The organism is Aminobacter ciceronei (assembly GCF_014138625.1).
GTDB classification, from domain to species: Bacteria; Pseudomonadota; Alphaproteobacteria; order Rhizobiales; family Rhizobiaceae; genus Aminobacter; species Aminobacter ciceronei.
In genome coordinates, this window is record NZ_JACJHY010000017.1 from 15,920 (window position 1) to 42,467 (window position 26,548).

A 26,548-nucleotide genomic window follows, 5' to 3' on the forward strand; every position below is an offset into this window, starting at 1 on the left:
CATGGGAGGCGCCGGCGTTATCGACAACTTCCTCGGAGTCTTCGCCCGTTACATCGACAGTGGGTTTGGCCTTTTGGGCGGAGAAGTCGCCTTCATCGCCACCACGCTGATCGTCATTGACGTGACGCTGGCAGCTCTGTTCTGGAGCTGGGGCGCTGACGACGACATCATGGCGCGGCTGGTCAAGAAGACACTGTTTGTCGGCGTCTTCGCCTATCTCATCTCCAACTGGAACAATCTCGCAAACATCGTCTTCGACAGTTTCGCGGGCCTCGGCCTCAAGGGCTCCGGCACGGGGTTCTCGACGGCGGACCTGATGCGCCCCGGCAAGGTGGCACAAACCGGCCTCGATGCAGCCAGGACGCTGCTTGCGTCCATCTCCGACTTGATGGGATGGGTGGCATTCTTCGAGAACTTCATCCAGATCGCCTGCCTGCTCTTCGCCTGGGCGCTCGTCATCCTCGCCTTCTTCATTCTGGCGATTCAGCTCTTCGTCACACTGATAGAATTCAAGCTGACCACCTTGGCCGGCTTCGTGCTGATCCCCTTCGGACTGTTCGGCAAGACGGCCTTCATGGCCGAACGTGTGCTCGGAAACGTTGTCTCCTCCGGCATCAAGGTGCTGGTGCTCGCCGTGATCATCGGCATCGGCTCGACATTGTTCAGCCAGTTCACGCAAGGTTTCGGCGGCCAGACCCCGAGCATCGACGACGCGATGGCTGTCGTGCTCGCTGCCCTGTCGCTGCTGGGTCTCGGCATCTTCGGTCCCGGCATTGCGTCGGGGCTTGTCAGCGGTGGACCCCAGCTTGGCGCCGGAGCGGCGGTGGGCACGGGTCTTGCGGCAGGTGGTATGACGCTGGCCGCTGCTGGTGCTGCTGGTCTTGCGGCCAAGGGCGGCGCTGCCGCCGTCTCGGCTGGCGCGGCAGCCGTCCGTGGCGGTGCACTCGCTTCTGGCGCGGCGTCATCTGCCTATTCGCTCGCCTCCCTCGGTCAGTCCGGCGCGGCCGGTAGCGCCTCCGGACTGGGGGGCGTTGCACATGTCGCAGGCAACGCGGCGACATCGCCGCTTCGCAGGGCTGCCGCTAGCGTCAGGTCAAGCTTCGCCGACGGCGTCAAGGCCGGCTTCAGCGCGACCGGCGGCTCCTCGACCATGGGCTCGGTCGGAGGCACGGCTGAGGCTGCGCCAGCTTCCACCATCCATGCGCCCGGCTGGGCGCAGCGTATGCGTCGGTCCGGCCACATGAGCCATGCTGTCCAGACAACCGCCCACGCCATCCGCTCCGGCGACAGCCATGCCTCCGCCTCTTCCGTCAACCTTCAGACAAGTGATCGTTCATGAACCTCTTCAGGCGACCCGCCGCGCATTACGGCAAGACACCTCAACCCGAGACCCCCTATCAAAAGGCCGCGCAGGTCTGGGACGAACGCATCGGCTCGGCCCGCGTTCAGGCCAAGAATTGGCGCTACATGGCGTTTGGATCGTTGATCCTTTCCGGCGTGTTCGCCGCGGCACTCGTCTGGCAGTCGACGCGCGGGACCGTCGTGCCCTGGATCGTGCAAGTCGACAATCTCGGTCAGGCGCAAGCTGTCGTGCCGGCAAGCGCCGACTATCGGCCAACCGATCCGCAGATCGCATGGCATCTCGCCCGCTTCATCGAACAGGTCCGCTCGATCCCGGCGGACCCGATCATCGTCCGCCAGAATTGGCTGCGTGCCTATGACTGGACCACGGATCGCGGTGCTGCGGCGCTCAACGACTATGCTCGCACCAACGACCCATTCACCAAGGTCGGCAAGCAACAAATCGCGGTTGAAGTCTCCTCGGTGATCCGCGCCTCGCCAGATTCGTTCCGCGTCGCCTGGACCGAACGCCATTACGAGAGCGGGAAGCTCTCCACGACCCAGCGCTGGACTGCAATCCTGACCAACGTGATCCAGCCGCCACGCGATGCCGAAAGGCTCCGCGCCAATCCGCTCGGCATCTATGTCAATGCCATCAACTGGTCACAGGAGATGAGCCAATGAACCGGCCGACGATCCGCAGAGGCGGCAACCCGTCCTTCCGCAAATCCGTAACTCCAGTCCTTTTGCTTTCCGCCATGCTCGCGGGCTGCGCCACCAGCAAACCGCCTGTGATCAGCTACGACGCCGACGTGCCGCCCCTCCCTGCGATCCCCATGGCTGCGGCAGATGTCAAACAGAAGGCTCTCCATATCCCGCCTGCCTGGACCCCGGCACGTGGCGGTAGTGCCGCCTTGACCCCGACAGCGCGTGTCGAGAATGCCAATGCCGCCGCGCGCGTCCAGCCACGCCGCGAAGGCTATTACAATGCCATCCAGATCTATCCCTGGAGCGAAGGCGCCCTCTACCAGGTCTATGCCGCGCCCGGGCAGATCACCAACATCGCGCTCGAACTCGGCGAGAGTCTGACCGGCGCAGGCCCGATCGCCGCCGGTGACACCGCTCGCTGGATCATCGGAGACACCGAGAGCGGTAGCGGGATCACCCGGCGTACACATGTGCTGGTAAAGCCTACACGCGCCGACATCTCGACCAACCTGGTCATCACCACCGACCGGCGCACCTACATGATCGAGCTGCGTTCCGGCGAAAAGCCATATATGCCGGCGGTGGCCTGGGCCTATCCAAAGCAGCCAGCCGGACAGCGCCAAGCCATTCCGGCAACACCACTCATTCCGGCTGTCGCAGCGCGGAACTATCGCTACGGGCTTAAGGGCGACAATCCACCTTGGCGGCCTGTCGCTGTCTATGATGACGGCCGGCGCGTCTTTGTCGAGTTTCCACGCGGCATCGTGCAGGGCGAGATGCCGCCACTGTTGATCATCGGGCCGGACGGCGAAGCCCAGATCGCCAACAGCCGCATCTACCAACACGTCCTGATCGTCGATCGCCTGTTCGGCGCAGCCGAACTTCGTCTTGGCGGCGGGGATCGGCAGCAGACCGTAAGGATTGTGCGCACTGATGGAAGGCCCTCGTCATGAGTGAGACAGACAATGTCGCTCCGATGCGCCTTCGCGCCGAAACACCGCGCATCACCCGCCTGTCGCCAAAGGTCATCGTCGGCGTCGGCGTCGTCGCCTTGCTCGGCATCGGCGGTGCACTGATTTATGCGCTTCAGACGCGCGTGCCCGGCGCCGACGACCAAGAGCTCTACTCGACCGCCAATCGGCAACCCGCCGACGGTCTCGCCGGCTTGCCGCGCGACTATGCCGGCCCGATCCTCGGGCCGGCGCTACCCGGCGATCTCGGCCGGCCTATCCTCGATGCACAGAACAGGGGGCAGCCCGTGGTACCACCCACGATCATGGCACCGCCTGTCGATGAGGCGGAACAGCGCCGGCGCGCCGAGGAAGAGGCCGCACGGACGAGCACAGTCTTTTTCCAATCACGGGGAGGATCAGCCGGGACGGTCGGGAGAGGCGAACAGGAAGCGGCTTTTCCGGGCCTTGATCTGAGCGGCCAGCTTGGGCAACAGACCATGCAAGACAAACAACTGGCTTTCCTCAACGCCGCCGCCGACAGAAATACAGTGGCGCGCGACCGCGTCATGCCACCGGCATCGCCCTTCGTCCTCCAGGCTGGCGCTGTCATCCCGGCCGCACTCATAACTGGCATCAGGTCCGATCTGCCTGGACAGGTCACCGCGCAGGTGACGGAGAACGTTTACGACAGCCCAACCGGCCGCGCCCTGCTCGTGCCGCAGGGCACCCGGATCATCGGGCAGTATGACAGCAACGTCCAATTCGGTCAGCGCCGCGCACTTCTTGTCTGGAACCGGCTCATTTTTCCGAGTGGCCGTTCCATAGTTCTCGAGCGTCTGCCGGGCGCCGATACGCAAGGCTATGCCGGCCTCGAGGATGGGGTGGACTATCACTGGTGGGATCTGGCCAAGGCCGCCGGTCTCTCCACGCTGCTCGCCGCCGGCGCGGAGTTGGCGATCAACGACGAGCACCGGCTGTTGCGCGCAATTCGCGACGGAGCGCAGGATACGATCAACGATGCCGGCCAACAGATAATTCGCAGGCAGCTCACCGTCGCGCCGACGCTGACCATCCGGCCGGGTTTCCCGGTACGCGTCATCGTCACGCGTGATCTCGTGCTGGAGCCCTATGGAGCAACGCAATGACCAAGCTGAAACTACACCCCATCGCCGACGACAGGCCCGTCAAGGTAACGTTGGAGCTTCCAGCGTCGCTGCATCGCGATCTCAAGACTTATGCCGACATCCTCAGCCGCGAGAGCGGTCAGTCGGCAACCGAGCCCATCCGTCTGATCGTACCGATGCTCCAGCGCTTTATCGCGACAGATCGCGGGTTTGCGAAGGCTCGGCGGACGCCTCATCTGAATCCGTAGCGCAGGCGCAGCCTGTTGACGGCTGTTCCAGTCCGGAGACGCCACCTAGTCCTGTATGTGCGAGATTCCCGCCGCCTGTACGACGCATTGATTTTGGTCCTTCTCCTCTCGATCACAATCGCCTTCAGTCACCTCCAACGAAAAATCGAAGGAGAGATCGATGGCCCAGGAGAGGGATTTCGCGATCAAGCGGACGATTCGACGCAAGGAGCTGCGGCAGATCATACCGCTGGCCGACAGCACCATCTACGAAATGGAGCAGCGAGGGCAATTCCCCCGCCGCTTCGCCCTCACACCGAGATGCGTGGTCTGGGATCTCAGTGAGGTTCACACCTGGCTCGCAGCCCGTAGAGCCACTCCAATCCAGCGCACACCAGCGCCGGACCTCAGCAAACGGCGACCTAGATCGTCGAAATAGACAGAGCAGGCTCGTTGACACAATCGCCTGGGGCGCAGGCCCGGTCCTCGTCAACTCATGTGCCATCCACCAGCCTTGCTGATAAACGCATCCCGCTCCCTGGCCGCGTCGGGTATTTCTATCTCCAAAGCGCCGAGCAAAGCTCTGATGTTGGACGCAATCAAGTCTGCGAAGCGCTTCTCATTTTTTTCGAGAGCCTTCAGATGGCTGGCCAGCGCAAACGCAATATCTCTCGCGTATCGCTGAGCCAGGCGCCTCCGTCCCGCAGCGTTTTCGATCCCTAGCGCTTGGAAAAACGCGTCGAGCGCGCTCGGCGTAACTTCGTCGAGCGTCTTTGCCTCACCGATGCTGTAAGGCAGTTCGTCAGTCAGGCTGTCGTCCAGTCGCGTGGGCAGAATGTCGTAGCGCGGCGCCAGGCGGACACGGCCGCCCGGCTCGTAAAGGAGAGCGAAATTCTTGGCATGGCCATCGGCATTACCCACCAAGAGATCAAATATCGTGGCTTGAATGAAGGCTTCCTTGGCCCGGGCAGGGTCAACGGTCTGTTCAAGTATCTTGCGAATGCCGGAAACATCAAAACGACGGCCTTCCCTCCCTCGCCGCTCATACTTCATCGAGGCAGGCAGCCCGAGAGCCTGGGCGAAATCCTCTTGATGCAGGCGTACGACCCTGCCCAGCCTATCTCGCCCGCGGTCGAAACGGGTGACGAGAAGGGCTTCGATTCCCCCAACCGGAAGCGCTGTAGCTTCCGCCGTCTCCATACCCAATTTCCGCGACAGATCCATCGCCTCTGCCTCATACCGCGCATCACGCTTATGCCCCTGATCCGGCACCTTCAGAATGTGCGTTGTTGGCGCACCTGATCCCGGGTTCGGTTCGGCAAACCTTCCGTCCGGAAGAACTGTCAATGCGATCTTGCTTTGCACACCAGCCAGCGGAGATGGATCCTCCATTCCGGTGGGCAAACGCGTGCGATTGTGGAGTGCCTCGACAATCGCAGCGAGCCGGTCTGGTGGTATAGGGACATAGTCCCGTTCGTAGTCGCCCGGAACCTTGGCAGGCGGCGATCCCATTGGGAGGACAGAGAGAGCCCCTGCACAGTCCTTCCCGAGATGAAACAGCAGGCCAGCGATGTCGTCTCGGGCAAGCCCCTCTCGCTCCATCACTTCCGTTAGCGCGCCGTCTCGCTCCTGAAGGAGATTGTCGAAAAAGGCCCGCGCGGCAACATCGGGGTAAGGCCCCCCAACGAGCGGAAGAGACAAAGATAAGGGGGCGGCATCGGGGTTCGCGAGATAGCGTCTGTTGTATCCGAAAGCGACGGCACCCCTTTCGTCACGTACGAAGACGCCAACAGGATCATCAAAACCATCCAGCCTTACATCAAGGGCAAGAAGATCCACGTCAGTCACCTCTGCCGAGCAAAGAGCGATATGCCGGCCGTGCGGGCGACCTTCAGAACTTTGCCCAGTTCGAGAGTCGGCTTGCCGTTTTCCAGCTCGGACAGAAACCTGCGCCCGACACCCGCCAGGTCAGCGAAGCTCTGCTGCGATAGATGGCGGGTTTCGCGTGCGCGACGCACCAGCAGTCCGAGATCTGAAGGAGAGACCACCTCCAACCCTTCCGCTTCCGTGTCACGAATAGCCCGCGACGCGATCGCATTATCGTCTCCCGTCGCCCTATTCTGCTGTTTATACGAATCCTGAACCGAATGCGGCAGGGAGACCCGTACACCTTGCGGCATGTCCGGAAGCTGAAGGTCGATCTTCGGCGCCACTTCGGAGCCCCCCCCAAACAGGGTATCTGCACCCTCAGACTGCAAGAGCGCCTTGGCGAGATCTGTTGCGTTTAGTTTGAGGCCATGGTCCGATGGCAACAATCCCTCCCCGAGGTTTGTGAGCGCATCTTTGGGAACGGTGAAATCAGCAAGGTGTTTCGCCAGGTCTTTAGTTGACTCAGGAAACGGGCGTGGCAGCGTGACCTGAACTGGTTCCAGCAAATCCGGGATCTGGAGGTCGATCTTGGGCGGTAGAGTTGGCAAATGCTTGTCAAAGTCGCTGGCAATCCCCAATCGCGAAAACGCCTTGACGAGATCTGTCGCGCTTAGAAATGGCGCGTTGATATCGGCAGCGTGCTTCGCCAGGTCTTGAGAGACAACCTGCCCAGCAAGCTTCGCAAGCTCCGTAGCGCTTTTGTCACTCAGAGTGGATTGAGGTTTCTTACTCGCCATATGTTTGCTCCCGATCGGGAACATAGCGACATGCCATCGATGTTTCAAGGGGAGGCTGATCCCGATCGGTATCATAGATCGAAATCAGCTCCCGAACGGGATCAGTTGGACGAAAAACGTTCACTTGAAACCACACCGCTACCGCTCGGGAGCAGGACACTCTGAAGGCGCGCATAAGACCGCACCCAGGGCTTACGGTGTTGCTGTCTAGTGGCTTTCCGCGGGGAAAAGCGGGCCCTTCACGTGGACCAGAGCAGCGAGAGCGGCGCCTCCTGAAGCTGTCGCCCCCCGAAAGTCATCCGCTTTATCGTTGCCAACGCCTTGAATGCCAACGGCCACGCCGATCTTCGATAATCACGTCGACTTCATCGCGGTCCTTTGTATCCGGCCAATTTAAAGCGAGATTACGTCCATTCTTAAGCAAGAGACCGTCAATCTTTCGCCTGCACAGAGCTGCCGGAACTGTCGGCACGAGACTTCGGCGCATTTGCTGCATCTGGTGCATCGGTGCCGGCGATAGGCGCCGATCACCGCGCGTTCAAAGAGATGGATCAGGCTCAAAGATCGGCAGCGAGGGCGGGATGAGAACAACCGCATGTCGCCGACCTTCGATCCAGGCGTCCACCATATCAGACCATTCCTGCATCATATGGCGGCGCTGCAGTTCGTACTCGGCCTTATTGTAGACGCCTCGTGACGAGCGACCATCTTCATGTGCGAGGCATTTTTCGATCCAATCGCTGTTGAAGCCCAGTTCATTGAGTAGCGTCGACCCCGTCCGCCTCAGATCGTGCACGGTGAAGGCCTCAAGGGGCAGACCGTCCTTCTTCGCCTGCTCGACGACAAGGTAGGTGACCCGATTAAATGTGGCCCGCGACATTGGCGCATCGGCATCATAGCGTGAAGGCAGCACGTAACGAGAGTTACCGGCGCAGGTCTTCAGCGCGATGAAGATGTCGAGCATCTGACGCGACAGATACACATTGTGCGCCTTGGACCGCTTCATGCGCTCCTTCGGGATCGACCAGACTGCGTTTCCGAAATCCACCTCATCCCAGGTCGCATCCTGAAGCTCGCTCTTTCGAACCATGGTCAACAGAAAGAGCTTCATTCCCAACCGAATGGTCGGAAGGGTTGCGATCTTCTCCAGGGTCTTCAACATCACACGGATTTCGGCCGGCGACAGCGAACGATCGCGTGGCACGAAATGCGCGATAGACGCGGGCCCCACTTCATCTGCGGGATTAGCGACCTTCTCCCCGTGCAGGATGGCAAAGCCATAAATCTGCTTCAGGATATCGCGCACATGGATTGCGGTCGCGGGTGCCCCTCGCTGGACAATCTTTGCGCAATGGGCACGCAGATCGTCAGGCGTGATTTCTGTGAGCAGGCGGTTTCGCCAGACAGGCAATAAATCGCGCTCGAAGATTGATCGGCGCATCGCGCGCGTGCTCTCGGCCATAGGCGCTCCTTCAAGCCACTTCACGCCCAACTCGCCGAAGCTCCTGGCCTCCTTCAGGCGCCGCTTATCGCGCTGCTTTTCCAGCGCAGGAGACCGCCCCTCGCGAACCGCCCGCCGGGCATCGAGACAAAGCTCGCGCGCTTTGGCAAGTGAAATACCATCCCGGCCGTACCTGCCGAGATAGACCGTCTCGCGCCGACCATTGATCCTGTAATCCAGGCGAAATGAGATCGCGCCGCTAGGCATGACGCGAACGTACATGCCGTCGCGGTCCGCCACCTTGTACATTTTTTGCTTTGGCCTCAATGACTTAAGGGCAACATCCGTCAACATGCGAGCACTTCCTCCGGAAAGTACCGTCAGGGGTATTTCAGAGGCTCGTGGCGAATAAATCTGTTTTAATTCAATGAGTTATTCGCCAAAAAGTACCGTCACGACCCTCGTTTCCTGTGACGGTACTTTCGAAAGTCGCGGAGCGCAATATGGGGGAGGCCCGTCAGAACGCACGACAGGTCCGTCTGCTGCCTGCCGATTGTCCTCGACAGGCCTAAACAGAATTTATCTTTTATTACAGGTAGTTAGATCGCAGCGTAGCGTACTTTTGGATACGGCCGGATGGGCCTGAATCATTCCCACTCGATCGTGCCGGGCGGCTTCGAGGTGACGTCGTAAACGACACGGTTGATGCCGCGGACCTCGTTGATGATGCGGGTGGCGGCCTGGCCGAGGAAGTTCATGTCGTAGTGGTAGAAATCGGCGGTCATGCCGTCGACGGAGGTTACGGCGCGCAGTGCGCAGACGAACTCATAGGTGCGGCCGTCGCCCATGACGCCGACGGTCTGGACCGGCAGCAGCACGGCAAAAGCCTGCCAGATCGCGTCGTAGAGGCCGGCCTTGCGGATCTCGTCGAGATAGATCGCATCGGCCTCGCGCAGGATTTCGAGCTTTTCGCGGGTGATGCCGCCGGGACAGCGGATGGCGAGGCCCGGTCCGGGGAACGGATGGCGGCCGATGAAGCTGTCGGGCAGGCCGAGCTCCTTGCCAAGCACGCGGACCTCGTCCTTGAACAGCTCGCGCAGCGGCTCGACCAGCTTCATGTTCATGCGGTCGGGAAGACCGCCGACATTGTGGTGCGACTTGATGGTGACCGACGGACCGCCGGTGAAGGAGACGCTCTCGATGACGTCGGGATAGAGCGTGCCCTGGGCGAGGAAGTCGGCCCCGCCGAGCTTCTTGGCCTCTTCCTCGAACACCTCGATGAACAGCCGGCCGATGGTCTTGCGCTTCTTTTCCGGATCGGACTCGCCTTCGAGCGCCGAAATGAAGCGGTCGGAGGCATCGACGAGGATCAGCGGCAGATTGTAGTGCTCGCGGAACATGGCGACCACATCGGCCGCCTCGTTCTTGCGCATCAGGCCATGGTCGACAAGGATGCAGGTCAGCTGGTCGCCGACGGCCTCGTGGATCAGCAGGGCCGCGACAGACGAGTCGACGCCGCCCGAAAGGGCGCAGATGACCTTCTTGTCGCCGACCTGCTTACGGATCGCCTCGACGGCATGCGCGCGATAGGCGTGCATGGTCCAGTCGCTGTCGATGCCGGCGATCTTGTGCACGAAATTGCGCAGCAGCTTGGCACCGTCGGGCGTGTGCACGACCTCGGGGTGGAACTGCACGGCGTAGAAATTGCGGCTCTCGTCGGCAATGGCCGCAAACGGCGCGCCATTCGAGGTGCCGATGACGCGGAAACCTGCGGGGATCTCGGTGACGCGGTCGCCGTGGCTCATCCACACCTGGTGACGGGTGCCCTTGGCCCAGACGCCCTCGAAAAGCGGGCTGTCGTCCTGGATCTCGAGAAAGGCGCGGCCGAACTCGCGGTGGTGGCCTGCCTCGACCTTGCCGCCGAGCTGGGCACACATCGTCTGCTCGCCGTAGCAAATGCCAAGCACAGGCACACCGGCGGAGAAGACGGCTTCAGGGGCGCGGGGGCTGCCGATGTCGACGGTGGAGTGCGGGCTGCCCGAGAGGATCACCGCCTTCGGGTTGATCCGCTTGAAGGCCTCTGCGGCCGACTGGAAGGGCACGATCTCGGAATAGACCCCGGCCTCTCGCACGCGACGCGCAATGAGCTGCGTCACCTGGCTGCCGAAGTCGATGATGAGGACGGTTTCGGGGTGCTCGGAGTTCTTCATGGCGGGCGTTTAAAGAAAGAATCACGTCTGTGCAATGGGCTCGATTGCATGGGTGACAAGTGCGCTGTGCAATGCCCGGCCTGGCCAGCCTATCACCGGACTTGCGGTTCAGCGAGAGCGCGCAACGCTGCCATCAGGGCATCGAAGCCGCCCTCGCCCAGATGCTGCCGGTAACGCTTTTCGATGTCGAGCTTGATGGCGTCGCCGTCGTCGAGCGCGGCAAGGCCTTTTGCGGTGTAGAGAACCAGCTTGCCGCGCTTGTCCTCAAGATCGGGCGCGCGCTCGATGACGCCCTCCGCCTCCAGCCCGTCGAGCAGTTGCTGCACCGCCTGCTTGGAGATGCCAGCGCGTTCGATGAGCGCTGCCTGCCTGGTGCCGCGGCGCGCGATGTGGCCGAGCAGGCCGGCGCGGCTTTCGCTGAACCAGCCATGGCCGGCCGCGCGCATCGCCTCGGCGAACTCGGCCTGCCAGGCGCGGCTCGCCTGCCAAAGGCGCCAGCCGACATGGTCGGGCAGCGGCTTCACCGCATTTTCGTCAAGCTGCTTGACCATTTTTCCAATCGCGCATATCGTCAAGAACCTTGACCAACTGGATAGCAAGAGGAAACGACGATGGCAATTCTCGATCAGGCCGCCCTGAAGGTGCTGATTTCAGGCACGACCCATGTGCTCGACCGCAACGGCAAGGAGGCCTATGTCTATTTCGAAACCGGCGATGTGGCGCACATGCTGCTCGACGACGGCGAGACACGCACGGGAACATGGGCGCTCGCCGAGGGCGGCTATGTCGTCGACTGGGACAATGGGGTGACCGGCCGCTGGGCGCTCGACCACGAGGCCGGTGAAATCACTTACGTGAACAGGGACCGCGACGTCAAAGTGCGGCTTGCGGGTGTCCTGTTCGGCAACGCCAAGGGCCTGCCGCGCGCTGCCTAAGGTCTCAACTCGCCGCTCGAAATGGCGCGGCCGAGCAGGTTGACGGCATGCGCCAGCTTCTCGTCGACGACGTGGAGATATTCGGTCCAGTCGTCGACATGGCCGATGTCGGCTGCACCGTCGGAGATGCCGCGCAGGCCGATGAGCGGCACGCCGAACATCTGGCAGGCGCGCAGCACGGCAAAAGTCTCCATGTCGACCATGTCCTCCGGGATCGCATCATAGGCGCTGCCCGAAATGATGGTGCCACCGGTCGAGAGGGTCGCCTCCCGGACACCGGGAATGCGCAGCGGCAAGGCCAGGGTGGCCGGCAGATCGAGGAAAGGAGTGGCGCCCTTCTCGAAGCCGAGCGCCGAGGCATCCATGTCACGATAGGCAACCGACACCGCCTGGTAGACCTCGGTCTGCTCCAGCTTGCGGCTGCCGGCCGAACCAAGGCAGACGACGAGATCGGGCAGGCCGTTGCAGGCAGCGAGCCGAGACAATTCGGCGCCGACAACGATGCCTGATTCAACCGGACCGACGCCGGTCATCAGCGGTTCGAACAGCGTGCGCAAATGCGGGCCATATTCGGCATCGACGGCCATGACGAACAGGACGTTGCGGCCGGAGAATTGGGCAACAGGCACGGTTTCAGCCCTCGATGCCGTCGCGGCCGGCAACGGCCATCATCGTTCCGGTCATGGTGGCGATCAGCTTAGCCTCGCCGTCGGCTGATATGGCATAGGCCTGACCGTCGGCGACGACGATGGTGCGGCCCGGCTTGGTGACGGAGCCGCGGAACAGGAAGCGCTCGCCCTTGCCGGGTGCCAGCAGATTGACCTTGAACTCGATGGTCAGCACGCTCGAATTCTCGGGCATCAGCGAAAAGGCCGCGTATCCGCAGGCGGAATCGAGAGCGGTGGAAATAACGCCGGCATGCAGGAAGCCATGCTGCTGGGTCAGCTCTCCGGAATAAGGCATCTCGATCTCGACGATGCCTGGAGTGACCAGCGTCAGTTCGGCGCCGATGGTGCGCATCGCGCTCTGGCGCGCGAAGGACGACCTGACGCGCTCGTCATAGTCGGCCGCGGGTACGATCTTGGCTGCCATATCGGATGTCCTCTTGGCTTCGCTTATCGCAAAGCCGGCAAAAGCTGGCAACCGGAAATGCTGCAGTGCAAAACTGAAATCAGTTCAACCACCAAAGCGCAGCATTGAGCAAGGCGGCGAAGGCGACCCAGGCGACATAAGGCGCAAACAGCCAGGCTGCGACACGGTCCGATTTCGCCGCAGTCGCCATGAAGCCGAGGATGGCGGCAAGCAAGGCCAGGATGACCAGCAGGGCCAGGCCCATCTGCTGCAGTCCGAAGAAGGTCGGCGACCACAGGAAATTGAGCACCAATTGAGCAACCCACAGGCGCATCGCAGCGCCATGAGGATCGCTGGACCAGACGCGCCAGCCGGCGAGCGCAATCAGGACATACAGCACCGACCAGACCGGGCCGAAAATCCAGTTTGGCGGATTGAAGAACGGCTTGGCGAGCCCGGCATACCATTCGCCCGGCAGCGTCAGATAGCCTATGAGCAAGCCGCCGCCGAAGACGACGACGATGAAACCGAGCAAGGCGACGTATCTGTTCATGCGACCTCCTGCACTGCGTACCCGAGGCGCAGAACGCCAAAGGCCGGATCTGGTTGCACATTTCGCTCTGCCACAGCGCAGAACGACCTGTGCTACCCGAGATCAGGCGCGACGCATCGCGGCGAAATAGAAGCCGTCGGTGCCGCTGCGGGCCGGGGTCAACGACAGGCCCTGTTCCCCGAAGCGTACGGCATCACTGCGACCAGGAAAATGCTGCGACCAGAGGGCCTGGTGGTCGACGGTTTTGAAGCGTTCGTTACGTTCGATGAACGCTGCGACCTGGTCGGCATTCTCTTCGTCGAAGACCGAACAGGTGATGTAGACGACGAGCCCGCCCGGCTTCACATAGGCGCTGGCGGTGTCGAGAATAGCCGACTGCTCGGCCTTGCGCACGTCAAGCTGGCGCTGTGTAAGTCGCCACTTGGCGTCGGGCCGGCGGCGCCAGGTGCCGCTGCCGGTGCAGGGCGCGTCGATCAGCACGAGGTCCATGTGGCCGGTCAGGGCCGAGAGTTCGGACGGCTTGGACACCACCTGGACATTGCGGTTGTCGGAGCGACGCAGCCGGTCGAACATCGGCGCTAGCCGCGACTTCTCGGAATCATGGGCGAATATCTGGCCGCGGTTTTCCATCGCCGCCGACAGCGCCAGCGTCTTGCCACCGGCACCGGCGCAATAATCGAGAACCTGCATGCCGGGCAAGGCGCCTGCCAGTTCTGCGGCAAGCTGCGAGCCCTCGTCCTGGATTTCGAACCAACCCTTCTGGAATGCCGGTTCGGCCTGGACATTGGGGTGGCGGCCGCTGCCGTCGATGGGCGGAATGCGAACGCCGTGCGGAGCAAGAGCGGTTGGTGCTGCCTGGGTGCCTTCCAGCTCGGCGATGACGCGGTCGCGATCGGCCTTCAGCGTGTTGGCACGGATGTCGAGCGGCGGACGCGCGGCAAGGGCAGCGCCCTCGGCGACCCACTCCGCGCCAAAGGCGCGTTCGAGCAGCGGCGCACACCAATCGGGGCAATCGGCGCGGACGGCGTCGGGCGCCTCGTTGAGCTTGTGGTTGGCAATCGTCGCGAGTTCGCTGGCACTCAGCGGCTCGGGTGCGAACTTGTCGCCGTCGAGCGTCTGGTTGAGTGCTTCGGCGGACTGGTCCCATTCGAGCAACAGGGCGCCGAAGCCGAGCGCACGTGAGGTCTCGTCGCCGACCAGCCAGCCGGCAGAGCGCTTGCGGCGCAAGGCGTCATAGACGATGTTGCCGATCGCAGCGCGGTCACCGGCGCCGGCGAAGCGATGGGACAGGCCCCAATCCTTCAGTGCATCCGCGGCGGGCCTGTGCCGCCTCTCGATATCGTCGAGCACTTCAATGGCCGCAGCCAGTCGTCCGCCAAGTCGCATGTTCGGTTTTCCGCTTTCGGTTGACCCGTATCAGGCCTAGCTAAACAGCAGCGGCGGAATGCACAAGCACCAGCCAGCCTTGTCGGGGCAAAAACTTCCGGCAAAGACGAGCAACAGGAAATGAAACAGGCGCGGATCGCTCCGCGCCTGCCTTGTTCGAGCGGACCGGCTTCTTATGCGAAGCGGTCGGCGTTCATCACCTTGTTCCATGCGGCGACGAAGTCCCGGGCGAACTTCGCGCCGGCGTCAGTCGAGCCATAGACCTCGGCCAGGGCGCGCAGCTGCGAGTGCGAGCCGAACAGTAGATCGACGCGGGTCGCCGTCCACCTGGCTTCACCGCTGTTGCGGTCGCGGCCCTCGAACACGTCCTTGGCGTCCGATGTCGCCTTCCACTCCGTGCCCATGTCGAGCAGGTTGACGAAGAAGTCGTTGGAGAGCGTGCCGGGACGGGCGGTAAAGACGCCGTGGGCCGAATCGCCTGTATTGGCGCCGAGCACGCGCAGGCCACCGACCAGAACGGTCAGCTCCGGTGCGGTCAGCTTCAGCAACTGCGCACGGTCGACGAGGTTCTCCTCGGCGCTCAGGCGCTGGCGGCCGCTGGTGTAGTTGCGGAAGCCGTCGGCGGTGGGTTCGAGCGGGGCGAAGGACTCGACGTCGGTCTGCTCCTGCGAGGCGTCCATACGGCCCGGCGTAAAGGCCACCTTGACGTCATTGCCGGCATCCTTGGCGGCCTTCTCGACGGCAGCGGCACCGCCGAGCACGATCAGGTCGGCGAGCGACACCTTCTTGTTGCCCGCCTGCGCCGCGTTGAACTCGTTCTGGATCGCCGTAAGCTTCTCCAGCACCGAGGCCAGTTGCGCCGGCTGGTTGACGGCCCAGTCCTTCTGCGGGGCAAGGCGGATGCGCGCGCCATTGGCGCCGCCGCGCATGTCCGAACCGCGGAAGGTCGAGGCCGAAGCCCAGGCGGTCGAGACCAGTTGCGACACTGAAAGCCCCGAACCGAGGATCTTGGCCTTGAGGGCCGCGACATCGGCATCGTCGATCAGCACGTGATCGACAGCCGGGATCGGGTCCTGCCAGATCAGCTCTTCCTTGGGCACCAGCGGGCCGCGATAGCGGGCAAGCGGGCCCATGTCGCGATGGGTGAGCTTGAACCAGGCGCGGGCGAAGGCATCGGCAAACTGGTCCGGGTTTTCCAGGAAGCGACGCGAGATCTTCTCGTATTCGGGATCGAAGCGCAGCGCGAGGTCGGTGGTCAGCATCGCCGGCGCATGGCGCTTGGACTTGTCATGCGCATCCGGCACGGTGCCGGCACCCATATTGTGCTTGGGCGTCCACTGGTGCGCGCCGGCCGGGCTCTTGGTCAGCTCCCATTCGTAGCCGAACAGGTTCCAGAAGAAGTTGTTCGTCCACTTGGTCGGCGTCGTCGTCCAGGTCACTTCGAGCCCCGAACCGATGGCGTCGCCGCCCTTGCCGGTGCCGAAGCTGTTGTGCCAGCCAAGCCCCTGCAGCTCGAGATCGGCAGCTTCAGGCTCGACGCCGACATTGGCGGCGTCGCCGGCGCCATGGGTCTTGCCGAAGGTGTGACCACCGGCGATCAGGGCGACGGTTTCCTCGTCGTTCATGGCCATGCGGGCGAAGGTGTCGCGGATGTCGCGGGCCGCTGCCAGCGGATCGGGATTGCCGTTCGGGCCTTCCGGATTGACGTAGATCAGACCCATCTGCACGGCGGCCAGCGGTCCTTCGAGCTCGCGGTCGCCGCTGTAGCGTTCGTCGGCCAGCCACTTGCCTTCCTTGCCCCAATAGATGTCCTGCTCCGGCTCCCAGACGTCGGCGCGGCCGCCGGCGAAACCGAAGGTCTTGAAGCCCATCGTCTCCAGCGCGACGTTGCCGGTCAGGATCATCAGGTCAGCCCAGGAGATCTTGCGGCCATATTTCTGCTTGATCGGCCACAAAAGGCGGCGGGCCTTGTCGAGGTTGACGTTGTCAGGCCAGCTGTTGAGCGGAGCAAAACGCTGCTGGCCCGCACCAGCGCCGCCGCGGCCATCGCCGATGCGGTAGGTGCCGGCGCTGTGCCAGGCCATGCGGATGAAGAGTGGGCCGTAGTGGCCGAAGTCGGCCGGCCACCAGTCTTGCGAATCCGTCATCAGCGCGGTCAGATCCTTGATCACCGCGTCGAGGTCGAGGCTTTCGAATTCCTTGGCATAGTCGAAGGCTTCGCCCATCGGATCGGACAGGGCGGAGTGCTGGTGCAGGACGCTGAGGTCCAGCATGTTCGGCCACCAGTCACGATTGCCGGTGCCGGTGGGCTTGTGGGCGACAGGGCACTTGCCCGCGCTCGTCTCGGTCTTGGTATCCATGTTGATCTCTTTCCGAACGTCTTTGCGTGGTTGGTTTGCGGCCTTCGGGCAGCCTGCGATCGAGGCAACGCCGGGCCAGAAGCGGTCAGGCCGATGCGGCCATGGCAGGGTCGGGCACGGGCACCCCGGCGCTCCTGAAGATCGTCGATAACGTCATGGCTTGCGCCCTCCCTCTGGATAGAACTTGCTAGACCGTTTTAGGCGGGAAACTGAATACTGTATACCGCCTTGATTGGAATAGTTCCAGTCTAGGATGCGATTCCGATAAAGCCAAATTGCCTTTTCTAAGAAGTTTGATAGTTTTTGATTATGATCCGCCTCACGATCCGACAGATGGAATATTTCGCCGCGCTGGCGCAAACGCTGCATTTCGGCCGCGCCGCCGAATATGCCGGCGTGAGCCAGCCGGCGCTGTCAACGCAGATCGCCGAGATGGAGGAACGGCTTGGCTGCACGCTGTTCGAACGCGGCGGCAAGGCCGTGCGCCTGACCGAGGATGCGCTGGAACTGCTGCCGCGCATCGACAGGATTCTCACCGAAACCCGCGAGGTCGAGGCAACGGCGCGGCGCGGCCGGCTGGCGATGGAAGGGCGGATGCGGCTCGGCATCATTCCGACTGTCGCACCCTATCTTCTGCCGCACGTTCTGCCGGCGCTGAAGGACGAATATCCGAATCTCCGGCTGGAACTGCGCGAGGCGATCACCGGGGCGCTGGTCGAGGACGCGCTCAATGGGCGTATCGACGCCTTCGTGGCAGCGCTGCCACTGGATCATGCCGGGCTCACCACCCGGGAGCTTTTCTCAGATCGCTTCTATCTCGCGGTGCCGGCCAACGACCCCGACTTCGTTGCACCGCCGGTGCCGCCGGAAAGCCCGGCGCTGGAACGGCTGATGCTGCTCGAGGAAGGGCACTGCCTGCGCGAACAGGCTCTGGCCGTGTGCGGCAGCGTCAAGCCGGTGGCGATGGCCAATTATGGCGCGACCAGCCTGACGACACTGCTGCAGATGGTGGCGCATGGCCTCGGCGTGACGCTGATACCGGAGATGGCGGCGGGCCCGGCGGGCGACCAGCGCGACCTGAAGATCGTGCCCTTCGCCGAGCCGGTGCCGGAGCGGCGCATCTGTCTTGCCTGGCGCCGCAACAGCCCGCGGCACAATGAGTGCCTGGAGCTGGCGCGGATCGTCAGCGGACTGCAGCCGCTACTGCGGCATTGAACGCGGCAAGCGTCGCCTCGTCGGCAGCATTGCGCGCCTTCAGCGACTGCACGAGGCAGGCCTGCGAACGCAGGATGACGCCGTCCGACAGGATCTTCAGATGGTTGGCGCGCAGCGTCGAGCCGGTCGAGGTGATGTCGACGATGACATCGGCGGAACCCGCTGCCGGAGCACCTTCGGTGGCGCCGAGGCTCTCGACGATGCGGTAGACCTGGATGCCGTGCATCTGGGAGAAGAATTGTTGCGTCAGCCGCCAGTATTTGGTGGCGATGCGCAGGCGGCGGCCATGGCGCTGGCGGAAATCGGCGGCGACATCATCGAGGTCGGCCATGGTGTCGACGTCGAGCCACATGTCGGGCACGGCAACGACGACATCGGCATGGCCGAAGCCGAGGCACGCCGTGATCGCTGCCTTGCGCTCCCAGTCGGCAAGGTTCTCGCGGATCAGGTCCTCGCCCGTGATGCCGAGGTCGACATTGCCCTGGCCGATCTCGCCCGAGATCTCCGACGCCGACAGGAAGGCGATTTCAATGTCGGCGCGGCCTTCGATGGTGGCGCGATAACGACGATCGTCGTCGGGCAAGTTGACGGTGAAGCCGGCCTTGGCCAGCACCTCGAGCGCCTGCTCCTTGAGCCGGCCCTTGGAAGGAAGTGCGATCGAAATGGCCATCAGCGCGCCTCCCTCAAGGCTTCGATACGGTCGAGCCAGACGGAGAAGCCGACGCCGGGAATGGGCTTGCCGGCGCCGAGCAAGGTCAGCAGGCGGTCGTAACGGCCGCCGCCGGCCAGCGGCCGGTCGGCTTCGGGACCTGATATCTCGAACACCAGGCCGGTGTAATAATCGAGCGGACGGCCGAAGGCGGCGTCGTAACGGACGGAGCCGGTGGCGAGACCGTGACCTGAGATCGCCTTGGCGCGGGCGGCGAAATTGTCGAGCGCAGCCCCCAAAGTCAGGCCGGCACCTGCAGCGAACTCCTTGAGCGCTGCCGGCGCCTCATCAAGCGCCACGTCAATGGCAAGGAAGCGTTCGAGCGCTTCGAAGGCATCGCTCGACAGCCGCACGCTGCGCAGTTCGGCCTTTTCGATCAGGCGGCGGGCAATATCGTTGGGCGTGCGGCCGGCGGAAGGCGAAAGACCGGCCTGCTCCATGCCGGCGGCGATGTGGGCGGCAAGCGCATCGTGATCGGCATCGGCGACGAGCGATGCTGCGGGCTCAGCAAGGGCCGAGATGCGGGTGGGCGCTGCGAGATCGCCGAGGGCGGCAGCCAGAAGCTCGGCCGAGCCGAAGGCGCGGGCAAGACGCATGCGCCAACCACGCGGCAGGCCGAGCGCTGCAAGAACCGCCTCGAAGATCGCCTGATCGCCAAGCGTGACGGTCAAGTCGTGCCCCGGCAGGCATAGCGACAGCAGCGCATGCGCGTCGGCCACCGAGCGCGCATCGGCCGCAGCGATGTCCTTGTCGCCGAGATCCTCGACGCCGGCCTGGAAGAACTCGTTGCCACCCTCGCGGCGCTGGCGAAACACCTCGCCGAGATAGGAATAGCGGCGCGGCGTACCGGATTGGGTGTGAATGTGGTCGAGGCAGACCGGAATTGTGAATTCCGGCCGCAGGCAAAGTGCGGCACCCGTCTCGCTTTCGGTCAGAAAGATACGGCGGCGCAGGTCTTCGCCGGCCATGTCGAGAAACGGGTCGGCTGGCTGCAATACCGGCACATCGACGGCATCGGCCCCGCGCGCGGCGAAGAGCTTCAGGATGTCGGATGCAATCGCCGGATAACGCGCGTTCATGGCCTTACTGCTTTGCCCGCTCTTCCGCCTGGGCGGCGAGTACCTTCTTCACCTCGGCGACCAGTTCGGCCTCGGGCACGGTGACCTGGGCCGGACGCGCGGCGCGCCATTCGGCATTGTCGGTGATCTCGGCCGACAAACGCGCACCCTCGATCAGGTCCTTGATCTGGACCTCACCCTTGGCGCGCTCGTCGCCGCCCTGAATGATCACGACGCCCGATCCCCTGCGGTCGGCATATTTGATCTGCGCCTTCATGCCGGCGCCGCCGAGATACATTTCGGCGCGCACGCCGGCACGACGCAGCTCGGCGACCATCTTCTGGTAGCGGCCGAGGCTTTCGGTGTCCTTGTCCATGACCAGCACGACAACGGGCGCGACCACATCAGAGGTGCCGAGCTTGCCGAGATTCTTGAGCGCGGTCATCAGCCGCGACACCCCGATGGAGAAGCCGGTCGCCGGAACCGGCTCACTGCGGAAGCGCGAGACGAGGCCATCGTAGCGGCCGCCGCCGCCGACGGAACCGAAGCGCACGACTTGGCCATCGTCATTGGGAATCTCGGCCAGCAACTCGGCTTCGAAGACCGGACCGGTGTAATATTCAAGGCCGCGCACGACCGAAGGATCGACCTTGACGCGACCGTCGTCATAGCCGGCTGCGGCGGCAAGAGCGCCGATCTGTGCAAGTTCCTCGACGCCTTCGGTGCCCCTGGCGTTGCCGGCGACGATGGCGCGCAAATTCTCGGCGGTGGTCGCCGCATCGGCAGATCCAGCCTCGGTGAAGGCGATGACGGTAGCAATCGCCGCTTCATCCAGGCCAGCACCCTTGGTGAAGTCGCCCTCGCCTTCCGCACCACCATCCCAGCGCCCCTTGCCGAGCAGCAGGCGCACGCCTTCGGGGCCGAACTTGTCGAGCTTGTCGATGGCGCGCAGCACTGTAAGGCGGCGATTGACGTTGTCGTCGCCGCCGAGACCGATGGCCTCGAGCACGCCGTCGAGCACCTTGCGGTTGTTGACGCGGATGACGTAGTCGCCGCGCTTGATGCCGAGCGCTTCCATCACGTCGGCCATCATCATCGTCATCTCGGCATCGGCCGCGACGCCTGGTGTGCCGACGGTGTCGGCGTCGAACTGCATGAACTGGCGGAAACGGCCGGGGCCGGGCTTCTCGTTGCGGAACACCCAGCCCGAGCGGTAGCTGCGGTACGGCTTGGGCAACTTCTCGTAGTTCTCGGCGACGAAGCGCGCCATCGGCGCGGTCAGGTCATAGCGCAGCGACAGCCACTGTTCGTCGTCGTCCTGAAAGGAGAAGACACCTTCGTTGGGGCGGTCCTGGTCGGGCAGGAATTTTCCAAGCGCGTCGGTGTATTCGATCAGCGGCTGGTCGACCGGCTCGAAGCCGTAGAGCTCGTAGACTTCGCGAATCCTGGCCATCATCTTCTCGACGATCCGGATGTCGTCCGCGCTGCGGTCGACGAAGCCGCGCGGCAGTCGCGCTTTCATCTTTTCCGATTTGTCGGCCATGGCGAGAATTCCGCTGTTTTCCAGAAATTTTGGCCGCGATCACGGCGCGGCGTGTCGTAACCGAAATGGGATGGAGCGGCAAGCGGTTGGCTTGCCGCCGGCAAGCCGAAACATTTCCACAATTTGACCGACATCGTGCCGATACAGCTTGAAGCGACAAGGCGCAGCATTGAATGCCAGGACGAACACCATGCCCACGATTGCAGCAGAACTCGACAAGACCGCAACGCAGCCACTGCCGGCGCGGCGCGAACAAGCCGCCCCGAAGCGGGCGTCGTCGTTCGGGGATACGCTGCTTGCAGTGGGGCTCGTGCTCTATCCGGCGCTTACCGCCGTCGGTGCCATCGCAGCCGGCATGATGTTTTCCGCATAGGACCCTTATCGGTCCCGAAAGGCACTGCCATGCCACGTATCGTCTCAACCGCAGCGCTCTGCGCGCTGTCGCTTGCCGCAGGTCTTGCAACGGCTGCGGCCTGTTCACCCGGCGACCCCAGGCTCGCCGGACATTACTATCTCAACGGCGTCATGGAGGTCGGCTCCGAACTGCTGCTCCGGCCGAACGGAAGCTTCGAATTCATGCTCGCCTATGGCGCCAACGACCAATATGGCAAGGGCTGCTGGGTCAAGCGCGGCGCGACCGTCGAGGTCATCCCGGCCGGCCGGAGTGCGGCGTCGCGCCGCCACACACCCGACGACCGCGGTTTCGGCGGTCTGGTGCTGACGGTTTCCGGCCGGTCGCTGGTCTGGAACATCGCCGGCAGCGGCTACAAGGGCCGTTACGAGCGTTAGGTTCCTTCCCCCTTTTTGAAGAAGGAACAGTGCCCCCTTACCCCGGCCGCTTGAACGCCTTGCGCTCGGCTTCGATCTTGCCGCGGCACATGCAGCCTTCGATATGATCGTTGACCATGCCCATCGCCTGCATGAAGGCATAGACGGTGGTCGGGCCGACGAAGCTCCAGCCGCGCTTCTTCAATTCCTTGGAAATGCGCGTCGAGGTGGGCGTCGTCGGGTTGGCGATCAGCGTGGGATAGTCGACGACCTTGGGCCGCTCGTCCGGGCCGGGCTCGAACTTCCAGAACCACGCCGCGAGCGATCCGGCCTCATCGGCCAGTTCGCGAGCCCGTTTGGCATTGTTGATGGTCGAGACGATCTTGCCGCGATGGCGGACGATGCCGGGATTGCCAAGCAGCCGCTCGATGTCGGTTTCGCCGTACTCGGCGACCGTGTCGAAGTTGAAGCCGGAGAAGGCCTCGCGAAAGCTCTCGCGCTTGCGCAGGATGGTCAGCCAGGACAGGCCGGACTGGAACCCTTCGAGGCAGATCTTTTCGAACAGCCTGACGTCGTTGACGACCGGCCGGCCCCATTCATTGTCATGGTAGTGCAGATAATCGGGCAGCGTGCCCGGCCAGAAGCAGCGTGTCACCCCATCCGCGCCGACCATCAGGCCTGTCTTTTTCTCGTCCATGTCTATTCCGTTCGTTAACAGTCCAGTGCATGCCCCCGAAAATCGACAGCCGATTCTCGGAAAACAATCATGCACCAACCAGAGTGCTACAGCGTCCTTTGCGCGTCCAAGAGGACGCGCGGCGCTCTAATCGCACACTGATTTACCGGTGGTTTACCAGACTCCTGAACCGGCCGGTAACCACACTGAAAGCTTTCCTGACAATCTCGCATTTTAGGCAACCCGATTCATGTTTCGGTGGGAAGGCCCGGACAACATGGCCCCGAAAAGGGAATGGGCCGTGCCCTGCCCCACTGACGATCGAGTTGAGAGCACGTCATGAGAAAACCTCTGATCCTTCTGGCATCGGCCGCCATGCTGGCCGAGCTTGTTTCGCCCGCACTGGCCTATGACCGCTACGCCGAGCGGCCGCCTGTCGTGGTGAGCCCCGACCTGTCGGCGCCCTGGGTACTGCAGCTCGGACGCAATCCTGGCGAGGTGATGCCCAGACAGCAGCGGCGCCAGCAGCGCGCCCAGGTCCAGGTCAGGCCGGCGGCACCGCGCGAGGCACCCCGCGCCGCCCAGCGCCAGAAGGTCCGTCCCGACGGCGTGCAGACGGCCGCCTTGCGCGCGCCGGAGAAGCGCAGCGTCAAGCCGCAGATCAACCCGATCTACCTGCCGCAGACTGTCGCCTATGACGGTGCCGAGAAAGCCGGCACCATCATCATCGATACGACGGAGAACTTCCTCTATCTCGTCGGGACCGACGGGCAGGCGCGGCGCTACGGCGTCGGCACCGGCAAGCCGGGCTTCGAGTGGTCGGGCACGCACAAGGTGACGTCGAAGCGCGAATGGCCGGAATGGCGGCCGCCGGCGGAGATGATCGCGCGCGAACGCGCCAAGGGCCGCGTGCTGCCGGCGATGATGACCGGCGGCCCGGAAAACCCGCTCGGCGCGCGCGCGCTCTATCTCGGCTCGACGCTCTACCGCATCCACGGCACCAACCAGCCATGGACGATCGGCGGGGCTGTGTCGTCGGGCTGCATCCGCATGCGCAACGAAGACGTCATGGATCTCTACGAGCGCGTCGCGGTCGGCACCACTGTTATCGTCAGGTAATCATCCAGTTACGGGGGCGGAGCCGGTCGCAAGGCCAGGCTCCCATGCAAAAGGGCAGCTCGGCGGAAGACCGGGCTGCCCTTTTCGCATTTGCGCGGCAGCGGCGGAATCTCATGCATTTTTCAGGAAAAATTGTTTAACATGGATAAAAATTGATCGGACCGGCCCTTTCCTTCATGAGCGCGCCGAAGTATCCCGTTTCAAGCCGATGATGACCTGCGAAGGAAGACATATGCCGCCGCTCGACGACAACCGCTATCTCAAAGGCGGCCCCGTGGCCGCCCGCATCATCGCCGAAGTCCGCGCCGCCGCGCAGCAGGCGACAGACGAGGGTTTCCGCCCCAAGCTCGTTTCGATCACCGTCGGCGACGTCGCCGCTGTCGACGTCTATGTCCGCAACCAGCGCGCCAAGGCGGAGTTGGCCGGCATCGACTTCGAGGAAAGGCGGTTTCCTGCAGAGCTGACAGCAGGCGAGCTGGAAGCGGCGATCCATGGCATGAACGCCGACCCGCGCATCACCGGCATCATCATCCAGCGGCCGGTTCCGGCGCACATCCCGATCAAGGCGATCCAGGCGGCGGTGCATCCGCTGAAGGACGTCGAGGGCATGCACCCGGCTTCGATCGGCAACATCGTCTACAACCAGCTCGACCTGGCGCCCTGCACGGCCGCTGCCTCTGTAGAACTGCTGAAGGCCACCGGACTCGACCTCAAGGGCCTCGAGGTGGTGGTCGTCGGGCACTCGGAGATCGTCGGCAAGCCGATCGCCTTCCTGTTGATGAGCGAAGGCGCCACTGTGACCGTGTGCCATCACATGACACGCTCGCTGGCGGCCCACGCGCGCCGCGCCGACGCGCTGTTTGTTGCCGTCGGCAAGCCCAGGCTGATCAAGGCCGACATGGTGAAGCCCGGGGCCGCAGTCATCGACATCGGCATCAATGCCGAGACGCTGCCCGATGGTTCGAGCCGCATCGTCGGCGACGTCGACACCGAAAGTGTCAAGGAAGTAGCGTCGTGGATCACGCCGGTGCCGGGCGGCGTCGGGCCGGTGACGGTGGCGATCCTGCTGCGCAACACCATGGTGGCGCTCAACCGCCAGCGCGCCGTCTATCGCGCCACGTTCGGAACCGCCGAGGCAACGCTGGCCGCCGAATAGGGTGTGTGCCGGCTCAGGCCGGCGCCCCCACCCTGCGGGCGCTAGAGCCGCCAGCTGTCCTGCTGGATCGGCTGCTGCGCCACCGGATTGGCGACCATCTGCAGCCCATTGGTGACGACGATCGGCGTACCGTCAGGCACGCGGCCGTAGAGGTCGATGACGTCCTGGTTGATCAGGCGGACGCAGCCCGACGATACCGACTTGCCGATCGATGCCCATTCAGGCGAGCCGTGCAGGCGATAGAGCGTGTCCTTGCCATCCTGGAAGATGTAGAGCGCGCGCGCGCCGAGCGGGTTCTGCACGCCTGGCTGCATGCCGCCTTCCCACTCGTTCTTGCCGGGGATCTGGCGGGCGCGGTACTTTTCCAGCTCGGGCTGGCGGTCGATCATCTCGTTCGGCGGGAACCAGCGCGGCCAGGTCTGCTTCCATTCGATGACGCCGCGGCCGGCCCATTCGAAACCGGCACGGCCAAGGCCGACGCCGTAGCGGATCGCCTCGCCATTGTCGGCGACGACATAGAGGAAATGGCCGGCCGTATCGATGACCACCGTTCCCGGCGCTTCGCCGGTCGGATCGGTGACGACCTGGCGGTAGTAGCGCGGATCGATCTTCTTGAACGGCACGCCCGGAATGTCATAGCCGTTGTCGTTGACCGGCGCGTACATCATCTCGGGGTCGGCGAATGACGGGTCGTTGCGCATTGTCGGCGGCGGCGGCGCGGCAGGGAAAGCCGGCACCGATGCCGCCCGCTGGCTGCTCGTGGTCGAACAGGCCGAAAGCACGGCCGAAGCTGCGCCGGTTGCGGCCAAGGCCAGCAATCGGCGGCGGGTGAATGTCGACATAGAAGCTTCCAATGCGATTTCGATCTGCTGCAACGCACGGAGCATTCGCATGTTCCACCCGCTGAGTTCAATCCCGGGCGACGCCTGGTCTGGTCAACTCTGGTTGTAGTCGCTGCGCATCGGCTGCCACATCGAGATGTCGCGCGGCGCCGCCAGTAGTTCGTCCAGTGCCGCGTGCCACTCCTCGCGATAGGGCCGATTGAGCTGCACATCCAGCACATCCTGATGATCGGCCCATGTTTCGTGCAGCAGGAACCGGTTTTCGTCGGCCGGGTCGCGGTGCAGCGTCGCGCTGACGAACATCGGCTCATGGCGCATGGCGTCGAGCACGCCATTGATCAGCTTGAGATAGCGGCTGCGCTGTTCGGGGCGGACGTTGAAGCCGATGATGTAAGTGACGCTCATTTCCAGTTCCTCTGAATTGTCCGGCAGGGCGCCGTTCGCATGACGAGGAAAATGCCAGAGCGGCGCGCAGCTTCAATGACCT

The 26,548-nt window shown here is 63.5% G+C and carries 29 protein-coding genes; 13 read left to right on the forward strand and 16 right to left on the reverse strand.

The features are described from left to right. The first annotated feature begins 1 nt into the window (after position 1). From trbL to HNQ95_RS17625, 6 genes are all read left to right on the forward strand, one after another. Positions 2–1,339 carry a P-type conjugative transfer protein TrbL gene (gene trbL, locus HNQ95_RS17600; RefSeq protein ID WP_182574756.1) on the forward strand — a complete coding sequence of 446 codons (1,338 nt, stop codon included), beginning with the start codon at positions 2–4 and terminating at the stop codon, positions 1,337–1,339. Continuing rightward, positions 1,336–2,025, forward strand: coding sequence for a conjugal transfer protein TrbF (gene trbF / locus HNQ95_RS17605; RefSeq protein WP_154385358.1), 690 nt, complete (start codon positions 1,336–1,338; stop codon positions 2,023–2,025). The genes trbL and trbF overlap by 4 nt, the downstream gene beginning before the upstream one ends. Further along, on the forward strand, positions 2,022–3,002 hold the full coding sequence (gene trbG, locus HNQ95_RS17610; protein WP_067965104.1) for a P-type conjugative transfer protein TrbG: 981 nt from the start codon (positions 2,022–2,024) through the stop codon (positions 3,000–3,002). Before trbF ends, trbG begins: the two co-directional genes overlap by 4 nt. After that, entirely contained in the window at positions 2,999–4,147 is a 1,149-nt protein-coding gene (locus HNQ95_RS17615; RefSeq protein WP_154385357.1) for a TraB/TrbI/VirB10 family type IV secretion system protein, read from the forward strand. The genes trbG and HNQ95_RS17615 overlap by 4 nt, the downstream gene beginning before the upstream one ends. Beyond that, positions 4,144–4,374, forward strand: coding sequence for a DUF2274 domain-containing protein (locus tag HNQ95_RS17620; protein ID WP_067965108.1), 231 nt, complete (start codon positions 4,144–4,146; stop codon positions 4,372–4,374). Before HNQ95_RS17615 ends, HNQ95_RS17620 begins: the two co-directional genes overlap by 4 nt. Positions 4,375–4,534: 160 nt before the next feature. Further along, positions 4,535–4,792: a helix-turn-helix transcriptional regulator gene (locus HNQ95_RS17625; RefSeq protein ID WP_083948686.1), complete on the forward strand. Its 258-nt coding sequence runs from the start codon at positions 4,535–4,537 to the stop codon at positions 4,790–4,792. 50 nt (positions 4,793–4,842) lie between these two features. Here the strand turns inward: HNQ95_RS17625 and HNQ95_RS17630 are convergent, their stop codons facing one another. The 5 genes from HNQ95_RS17630 to HNQ95_RS17650 all read right to left on the reverse strand — a co-directional run bounded on the left by HNQ95_RS17630 (position 4,843) and on the right by HNQ95_RS17650 (position 11,221). Then, entirely contained in the window at positions 4,843–6,192 is a 1,350-nt protein-coding gene (locus HNQ95_RS17630) for a HipA domain-containing protein (RefSeq protein ID WP_154385356.1), read from the reverse strand. A 5-nt stretch (positions 6,193–6,197) separates the two neighbouring features. Continuing rightward, positions 6,198–7,019, reverse strand: a complete 822-nt coding sequence (locus HNQ95_RS33700) for a helix-turn-helix transcriptional regulator (protein WP_246340840.1) — start codon at positions 7,017–7,019, stop codon at positions 6,198–6,200. Between the two features lie 538 nt (positions 7,020–7,557). Next, positions 7,558–8,814, reverse strand: a complete 1,257-nt coding sequence (locus HNQ95_RS17640; RefSeq protein WP_067965111.1) for a tyrosine-type recombinase/integrase — start codon at positions 8,812–8,814, stop codon at positions 7,558–7,560. Positions 8,815–9,107: 293 nt separating this feature from the next. After that, positions 9,108–10,670 (reverse strand): glutamine-hydrolyzing GMP synthase, encoded by a 1,563-nt coding sequence (gene guaA, locus HNQ95_RS17645; RefSeq protein WP_182574758.1) that lies wholly within the window; start codon positions 10,668–10,670, stop codon positions 9,108–9,110. A gap of 92 nt (positions 10,671–10,762) precedes the next feature. Next, the gene (locus HNQ95_RS17650; RefSeq protein WP_182574760.1) at positions 10,763–11,221 is read right to left on the reverse strand and encodes a MarR family winged helix-turn-helix transcriptional regulator; all 459 of its coding nucleotides are present in this window, start codon (positions 11,219–11,221) and stop codon (positions 10,763–10,765) included. Positions 11,222–11,281: 60 nt separating this feature from the next. Here HNQ95_RS17650 and HNQ95_RS17655 point away from each other — a divergent pair, with 60 nt between their 5' ends. Continuing rightward, positions 11,282–11,605: a hypothetical protein gene (locus HNQ95_RS17655; RefSeq protein ID WP_067965117.1), complete on the forward strand. Its 324-nt coding sequence runs from the start codon at positions 11,282–11,284 to the stop codon at positions 11,603–11,605. Here HNQ95_RS17655 and HNQ95_RS17660 read toward each other — a convergent pair. The 5 genes from HNQ95_RS17660 to katG form a co-directional block, all read right to left on the reverse strand. Then, positions 11,602–12,234: a 5'-methylthioadenosine/S-adenosylhomocysteine nucleosidase gene (locus tag HNQ95_RS17660; protein WP_083948798.1), complete on the reverse strand. Its 633-nt coding sequence runs from the start codon at positions 12,232–12,234 to the stop codon at positions 11,602–11,604. The two genes, HNQ95_RS17655 and HNQ95_RS17660, sit on opposite strands and share 4 nt — an antisense overlap. A gap of 4 nt (positions 12,235–12,238) precedes the next feature. Further along, positions 12,239–12,697: a PaaI family thioesterase gene (locus HNQ95_RS17665; protein WP_067965119.1), complete on the reverse strand. Its 459-nt coding sequence runs from the start codon at positions 12,695–12,697 to the stop codon at positions 12,239–12,241. Positions 12,698–12,776: 79 nt separating this feature from the next. Next, entirely contained in the window at positions 12,777–13,229 is a 453-nt protein-coding gene (locus tag HNQ95_RS17670) for a TspO/MBR family protein (RefSeq protein ID WP_154385355.1), read from the reverse strand. 102 nt (positions 13,230–13,331) lie between these two features. Further along, on the reverse strand, positions 13,332–14,615 hold the full coding sequence (locus HNQ95_RS17675; RefSeq protein WP_182574761.1) for an RsmB/NOP family class I SAM-dependent RNA methyltransferase: 1,284 nt from the start codon (positions 14,613–14,615) through the stop codon (positions 13,332–13,334). Positions 14,616–14,788: 173 nt separating this feature from the next. Further along, on the reverse strand, positions 14,789–16,975 hold the full coding sequence (gene katG / locus HNQ95_RS17680) for a catalase/peroxidase HPI (protein WP_182574763.1): 2,187 nt from the start codon (positions 16,973–16,975) through the stop codon (positions 14,789–14,791). A 309-nt stretch (positions 16,976–17,284) separates the two neighbouring features. On the opposite strand from katG, the gene HNQ95_RS17685 reads away from it, so the two are divergent. Then, the gene (locus tag HNQ95_RS17685; protein WP_182574765.1) at positions 17,285–18,190 is read left to right on the forward strand and encodes a hydrogen peroxide-inducible genes activator; all 906 of its coding nucleotides are present in this window, start codon (positions 17,285–17,287) and stop codon (positions 18,188–18,190) included. Here the strand turns inward: HNQ95_RS17685 and hisG are convergent. From hisG to hisS, 3 genes are read right to left on the reverse strand one after another with little or no spacing between them, the layout of a single operon-like run. Beyond that, a complete protein-coding gene (gene hisG, locus HNQ95_RS17690) occupies positions 18,159–18,860 on the reverse strand; it encodes an ATP phosphoribosyltransferase (RefSeq protein WP_182574767.1) in 702 nt (233 codons plus the stop codon). The two genes, HNQ95_RS17685 and hisG, sit on opposite strands and share 32 nt — an antisense overlap. After that, positions 18,860–19,978 (reverse strand): ATP phosphoribosyltransferase regulatory subunit, encoded by a 1,119-nt coding sequence (locus HNQ95_RS17695; protein ID WP_067965135.1) that lies wholly within the window; start codon positions 19,976–19,978, stop codon positions 18,860–18,862. The genes hisG and HNQ95_RS17695 overlap by 1 nt, the downstream gene beginning before the upstream one ends. A 4-nt stretch (positions 19,979–19,982) precedes the next feature. Next, a complete protein-coding gene (hisS, locus tag HNQ95_RS17700) occupies positions 19,983–21,500 on the reverse strand; it encodes a histidine--tRNA ligase (protein ID WP_182574769.1) in 1,518 nt (505 codons plus the stop codon). Positions 21,501–21,690: 190 nt separating this feature from the next. Between hisS and HNQ95_RS17705 the strand changes: the two genes are divergently transcribed. Together HNQ95_RS17705 and HNQ95_RS17710 are read left to right on the forward strand one after the other, a co-directional pair. Beyond that, positions 21,691–21,873 carry a hypothetical protein gene (locus HNQ95_RS17705; RefSeq protein WP_182574770.1) on the forward strand — a complete coding sequence of 61 codons (183 nt, stop codon included), beginning with the start codon at positions 21,691–21,693 and terminating at the stop codon, positions 21,871–21,873. 29 nt (positions 21,874–21,902) lie between these two features. Beyond that, positions 21,903–22,289, forward strand: coding sequence for a hypothetical protein (locus HNQ95_RS17710; protein ID WP_154385351.1), 387 nt, complete (start codon positions 21,903–21,905; stop codon positions 22,287–22,289). A gap of 37 nt (positions 22,290–22,326) precedes the next feature. Here HNQ95_RS17710 and HNQ95_RS17715 read toward each other — a convergent pair whose 3' ends face one another. After that, positions 22,327–22,965 (reverse strand): DNA-3-methyladenine glycosylase I, encoded by a 639-nt coding sequence (locus tag HNQ95_RS17715; RefSeq protein WP_182574772.1) that lies wholly within the window; start codon positions 22,963–22,965, stop codon positions 22,327–22,329. 318 nt (positions 22,966–23,283) lie between these two features. Here HNQ95_RS17715 and HNQ95_RS17720 point away from each other — a divergent pair, with 318 nt between their 5' ends. Then, positions 23,284–24,063 carry a L,D-transpeptidase gene (locus HNQ95_RS17720; RefSeq protein ID WP_154385349.1) on the forward strand — a complete coding sequence of 260 codons (780 nt, stop codon included), beginning with the start codon at positions 23,284–23,286 and terminating at the stop codon, positions 24,061–24,063. Between the two features lie 232 nt (positions 24,064–24,295). Continuing rightward, a complete protein-coding gene (locus HNQ95_RS17725) occupies positions 24,296–25,219 on the forward strand; it encodes a bifunctional 5,10-methylenetetrahydrofolate dehydrogenase/5,10-methenyltetrahydrofolate cyclohydrolase (protein ID WP_067965145.1) in 924 nt (307 codons plus the stop codon). 41 nt (positions 25,220–25,260) lie between these two features. On the opposite strand, the gene HNQ95_RS17730 is transcribed toward HNQ95_RS17725, so the two are convergent. Continuing rightward, on the reverse strand, positions 25,261–25,920 hold the full coding sequence (locus HNQ95_RS17730; RefSeq protein ID WP_376769262.1) for a L,D-transpeptidase: 660 nt from the start codon (positions 25,918–25,920) through the stop codon (positions 25,261–25,263). Between HNQ95_RS17730 and HNQ95_RS33705 the strand changes: the two genes are divergently transcribed. Then, positions 25,913–26,170: a hypothetical protein gene (locus tag HNQ95_RS33705; protein WP_246719255.1), complete on the forward strand. Its 258-nt coding sequence runs from the start codon at positions 25,913–25,915 to the stop codon at positions 26,168–26,170. The two genes, HNQ95_RS17730 and HNQ95_RS33705, sit on opposite strands and share 8 nt — an antisense overlap. Here HNQ95_RS33705 and HNQ95_RS17735 read toward each other — a convergent pair. Continuing rightward, positions 26,155–26,466, reverse strand: a complete 312-nt coding sequence (locus HNQ95_RS17735) for a putative quinol monooxygenase (RefSeq protein ID WP_067965146.1) — start codon at positions 26,464–26,466, stop codon at positions 26,155–26,157. The genes HNQ95_RS33705 and HNQ95_RS17735 overlap by 16 nt on opposite strands. Positions 26,467–26,548 lie beyond the last annotated feature (82 nt).

Bases quoted from the DNA above. Each gene is read 5' to 3' on its own strand.
- HNQ95_RS33700 (WP_246340840.1), bottom strand. From the start codon at position 7,019: ATGGCGAGTAAGAAACCTCAATCCACTCTGAGTGACAAAAGCGCTACG.
- HNQ95_RS17705 (WP_182574770.1), top strand. From the start codon at position 21,691: ATGCCCACGATTGCAGCAGAACTCGACAAGACCGCAACGCAGCCACTG.
- trbG (WP_067965104.1), top strand. From the start codon at position 2,022: ATGAACCGGCCGACGATCCGCAGAGGCGGCAACCCGTCCTTCCGCAAA.
- HNQ95_RS17670 (WP_154385355.1), bottom strand. From the start codon at position 13,229: ATGAACAGATACGTCGCCTTGCTCGGTTTCATCGTCGTCGTCTTCGGC.
- HNQ95_RS17665 (WP_067965119.1), bottom strand. From the start codon at position 12,697: ATGGCAGCCAAGATCGTACCCGCGGCCGACTATGACGAGCGCGTCAGG.
- HNQ95_RS17730 (WP_376769262.1), bottom strand. From the start codon at position 25,920: ATGCGCAACGACCCGTCATTCGCCGACCCCGAGATGATGTACGCGCCG.
- HNQ95_RS17625 (WP_083948686.1), top strand. From the start codon at position 4,535: ATGGCCCAGGAGAGGGATTTCGCGATCAAGCGGACGATTCGACGCAAG.
- guaA (WP_182574758.1), bottom strand. From the start codon at position 10,670: ATGAAGAACTCCGAGCACCCCGAAACCGTCCTCATCATCGACTTCGGC.
- HNQ95_RS17620 (WP_067965108.1), top strand. From the start codon at position 4,144: ATGACCAAGCTGAAACTACACCCCATCGCCGACGACAGGCCCGTCAAG.
- hisS (WP_182574769.1), bottom strand. From the start codon at position 21,500: ATGGCCGACAAATCGGAAAAGATGAAAGCGCGACTGCCGCGCGGCTTC.
- trbL (WP_182574756.1), top strand. From the start codon at position 2: ATGGGAGGCGCCGGCGTTATCGACAACTTCCTCGGAGTCTTCGCCCGT.
- HNQ95_RS17720 (WP_154385349.1), top strand. From the start codon at position 23,284: ATGAGAAAACCTCTGATCCTTCTGGCATCGGCCGCCATGCTGGCCGAG.
- HNQ95_RS17685 (WP_182574765.1), top strand. From the start codon at position 17,285: ATGATCCGCCTCACGATCCGACAGATGGAATATTTCGCCGCGCTGGCG.
- HNQ95_RS17640 (WP_067965111.1), bottom strand. From the start codon at position 8,814: ATGTTGACGGATGTTGCCCTTAAGTCATTGAGGCCAAAGCAAAAAATG.
- HNQ95_RS17735 (WP_067965146.1), bottom strand. From the start codon at position 26,466: ATGAGCGTCACTTACATCATCGGCTTCAACGTCCGCCCCGAACAGCGC.
- HNQ95_RS17725 (WP_067965145.1), top strand. From the start codon at position 24,296: ATGCCGCCGCTCGACGACAACCGCTATCTCAAAGGCGGCCCCGTGGCC.
- katG (WP_182574763.1), bottom strand. From the start codon at position 16,975: ATGGATACCAAGACCGAGACGAGCGCGGGCAAGTGCCCTGTCGCCCAC.
- HNQ95_RS17675 (WP_182574761.1), bottom strand. From the start codon at position 14,615: ATGCGACTTGGCGGACGACTGGCTGCGGCCATTGAAGTGCTCGACGAT.
- trbF (WP_154385358.1), top strand. From the start codon at position 1,336: ATGAACCTCTTCAGGCGACCCGCCGCGCATTACGGCAAGACACCTCAA.
- hisG (WP_182574767.1), bottom strand. From the start codon at position 18,860: ATGGCCATTTCGATCGCACTTCCTTCCAAGGGCCGGCTCAAGGAGCAG.
- HNQ95_RS17655 (WP_067965117.1), top strand. From the start codon at position 11,282: ATGGCAATTCTCGATCAGGCCGCCCTGAAGGTGCTGATTTCAGGCACG.
- HNQ95_RS17710 (WP_154385351.1), top strand. From the start codon at position 21,903: ATGCCACGTATCGTCTCAACCGCAGCGCTCTGCGCGCTGTCGCTTGCC.
- HNQ95_RS17715 (WP_182574772.1), bottom strand. From the start codon at position 22,965: ATGGACGAGAAAAAGACAGGCCTGATGGTCGGCGCGGATGGGGTGACA.
- HNQ95_RS17695 (WP_067965135.1), bottom strand. From the start codon at position 19,978: ATGAACGCGCGTTATCCGGCGATTGCATCCGACATCCTGAAGCTCTTC.
- HNQ95_RS17650 (WP_182574760.1), bottom strand. From the start codon at position 11,221: ATGGTCAAGCAGCTTGACGAAAATGCGGTGAAGCCGCTGCCCGACCAT.
- HNQ95_RS17615 (WP_154385357.1), top strand. From the start codon at position 2,999: ATGAGTGAGACAGACAATGTCGCTCCGATGCGCCTTCGCGCCGAAACA.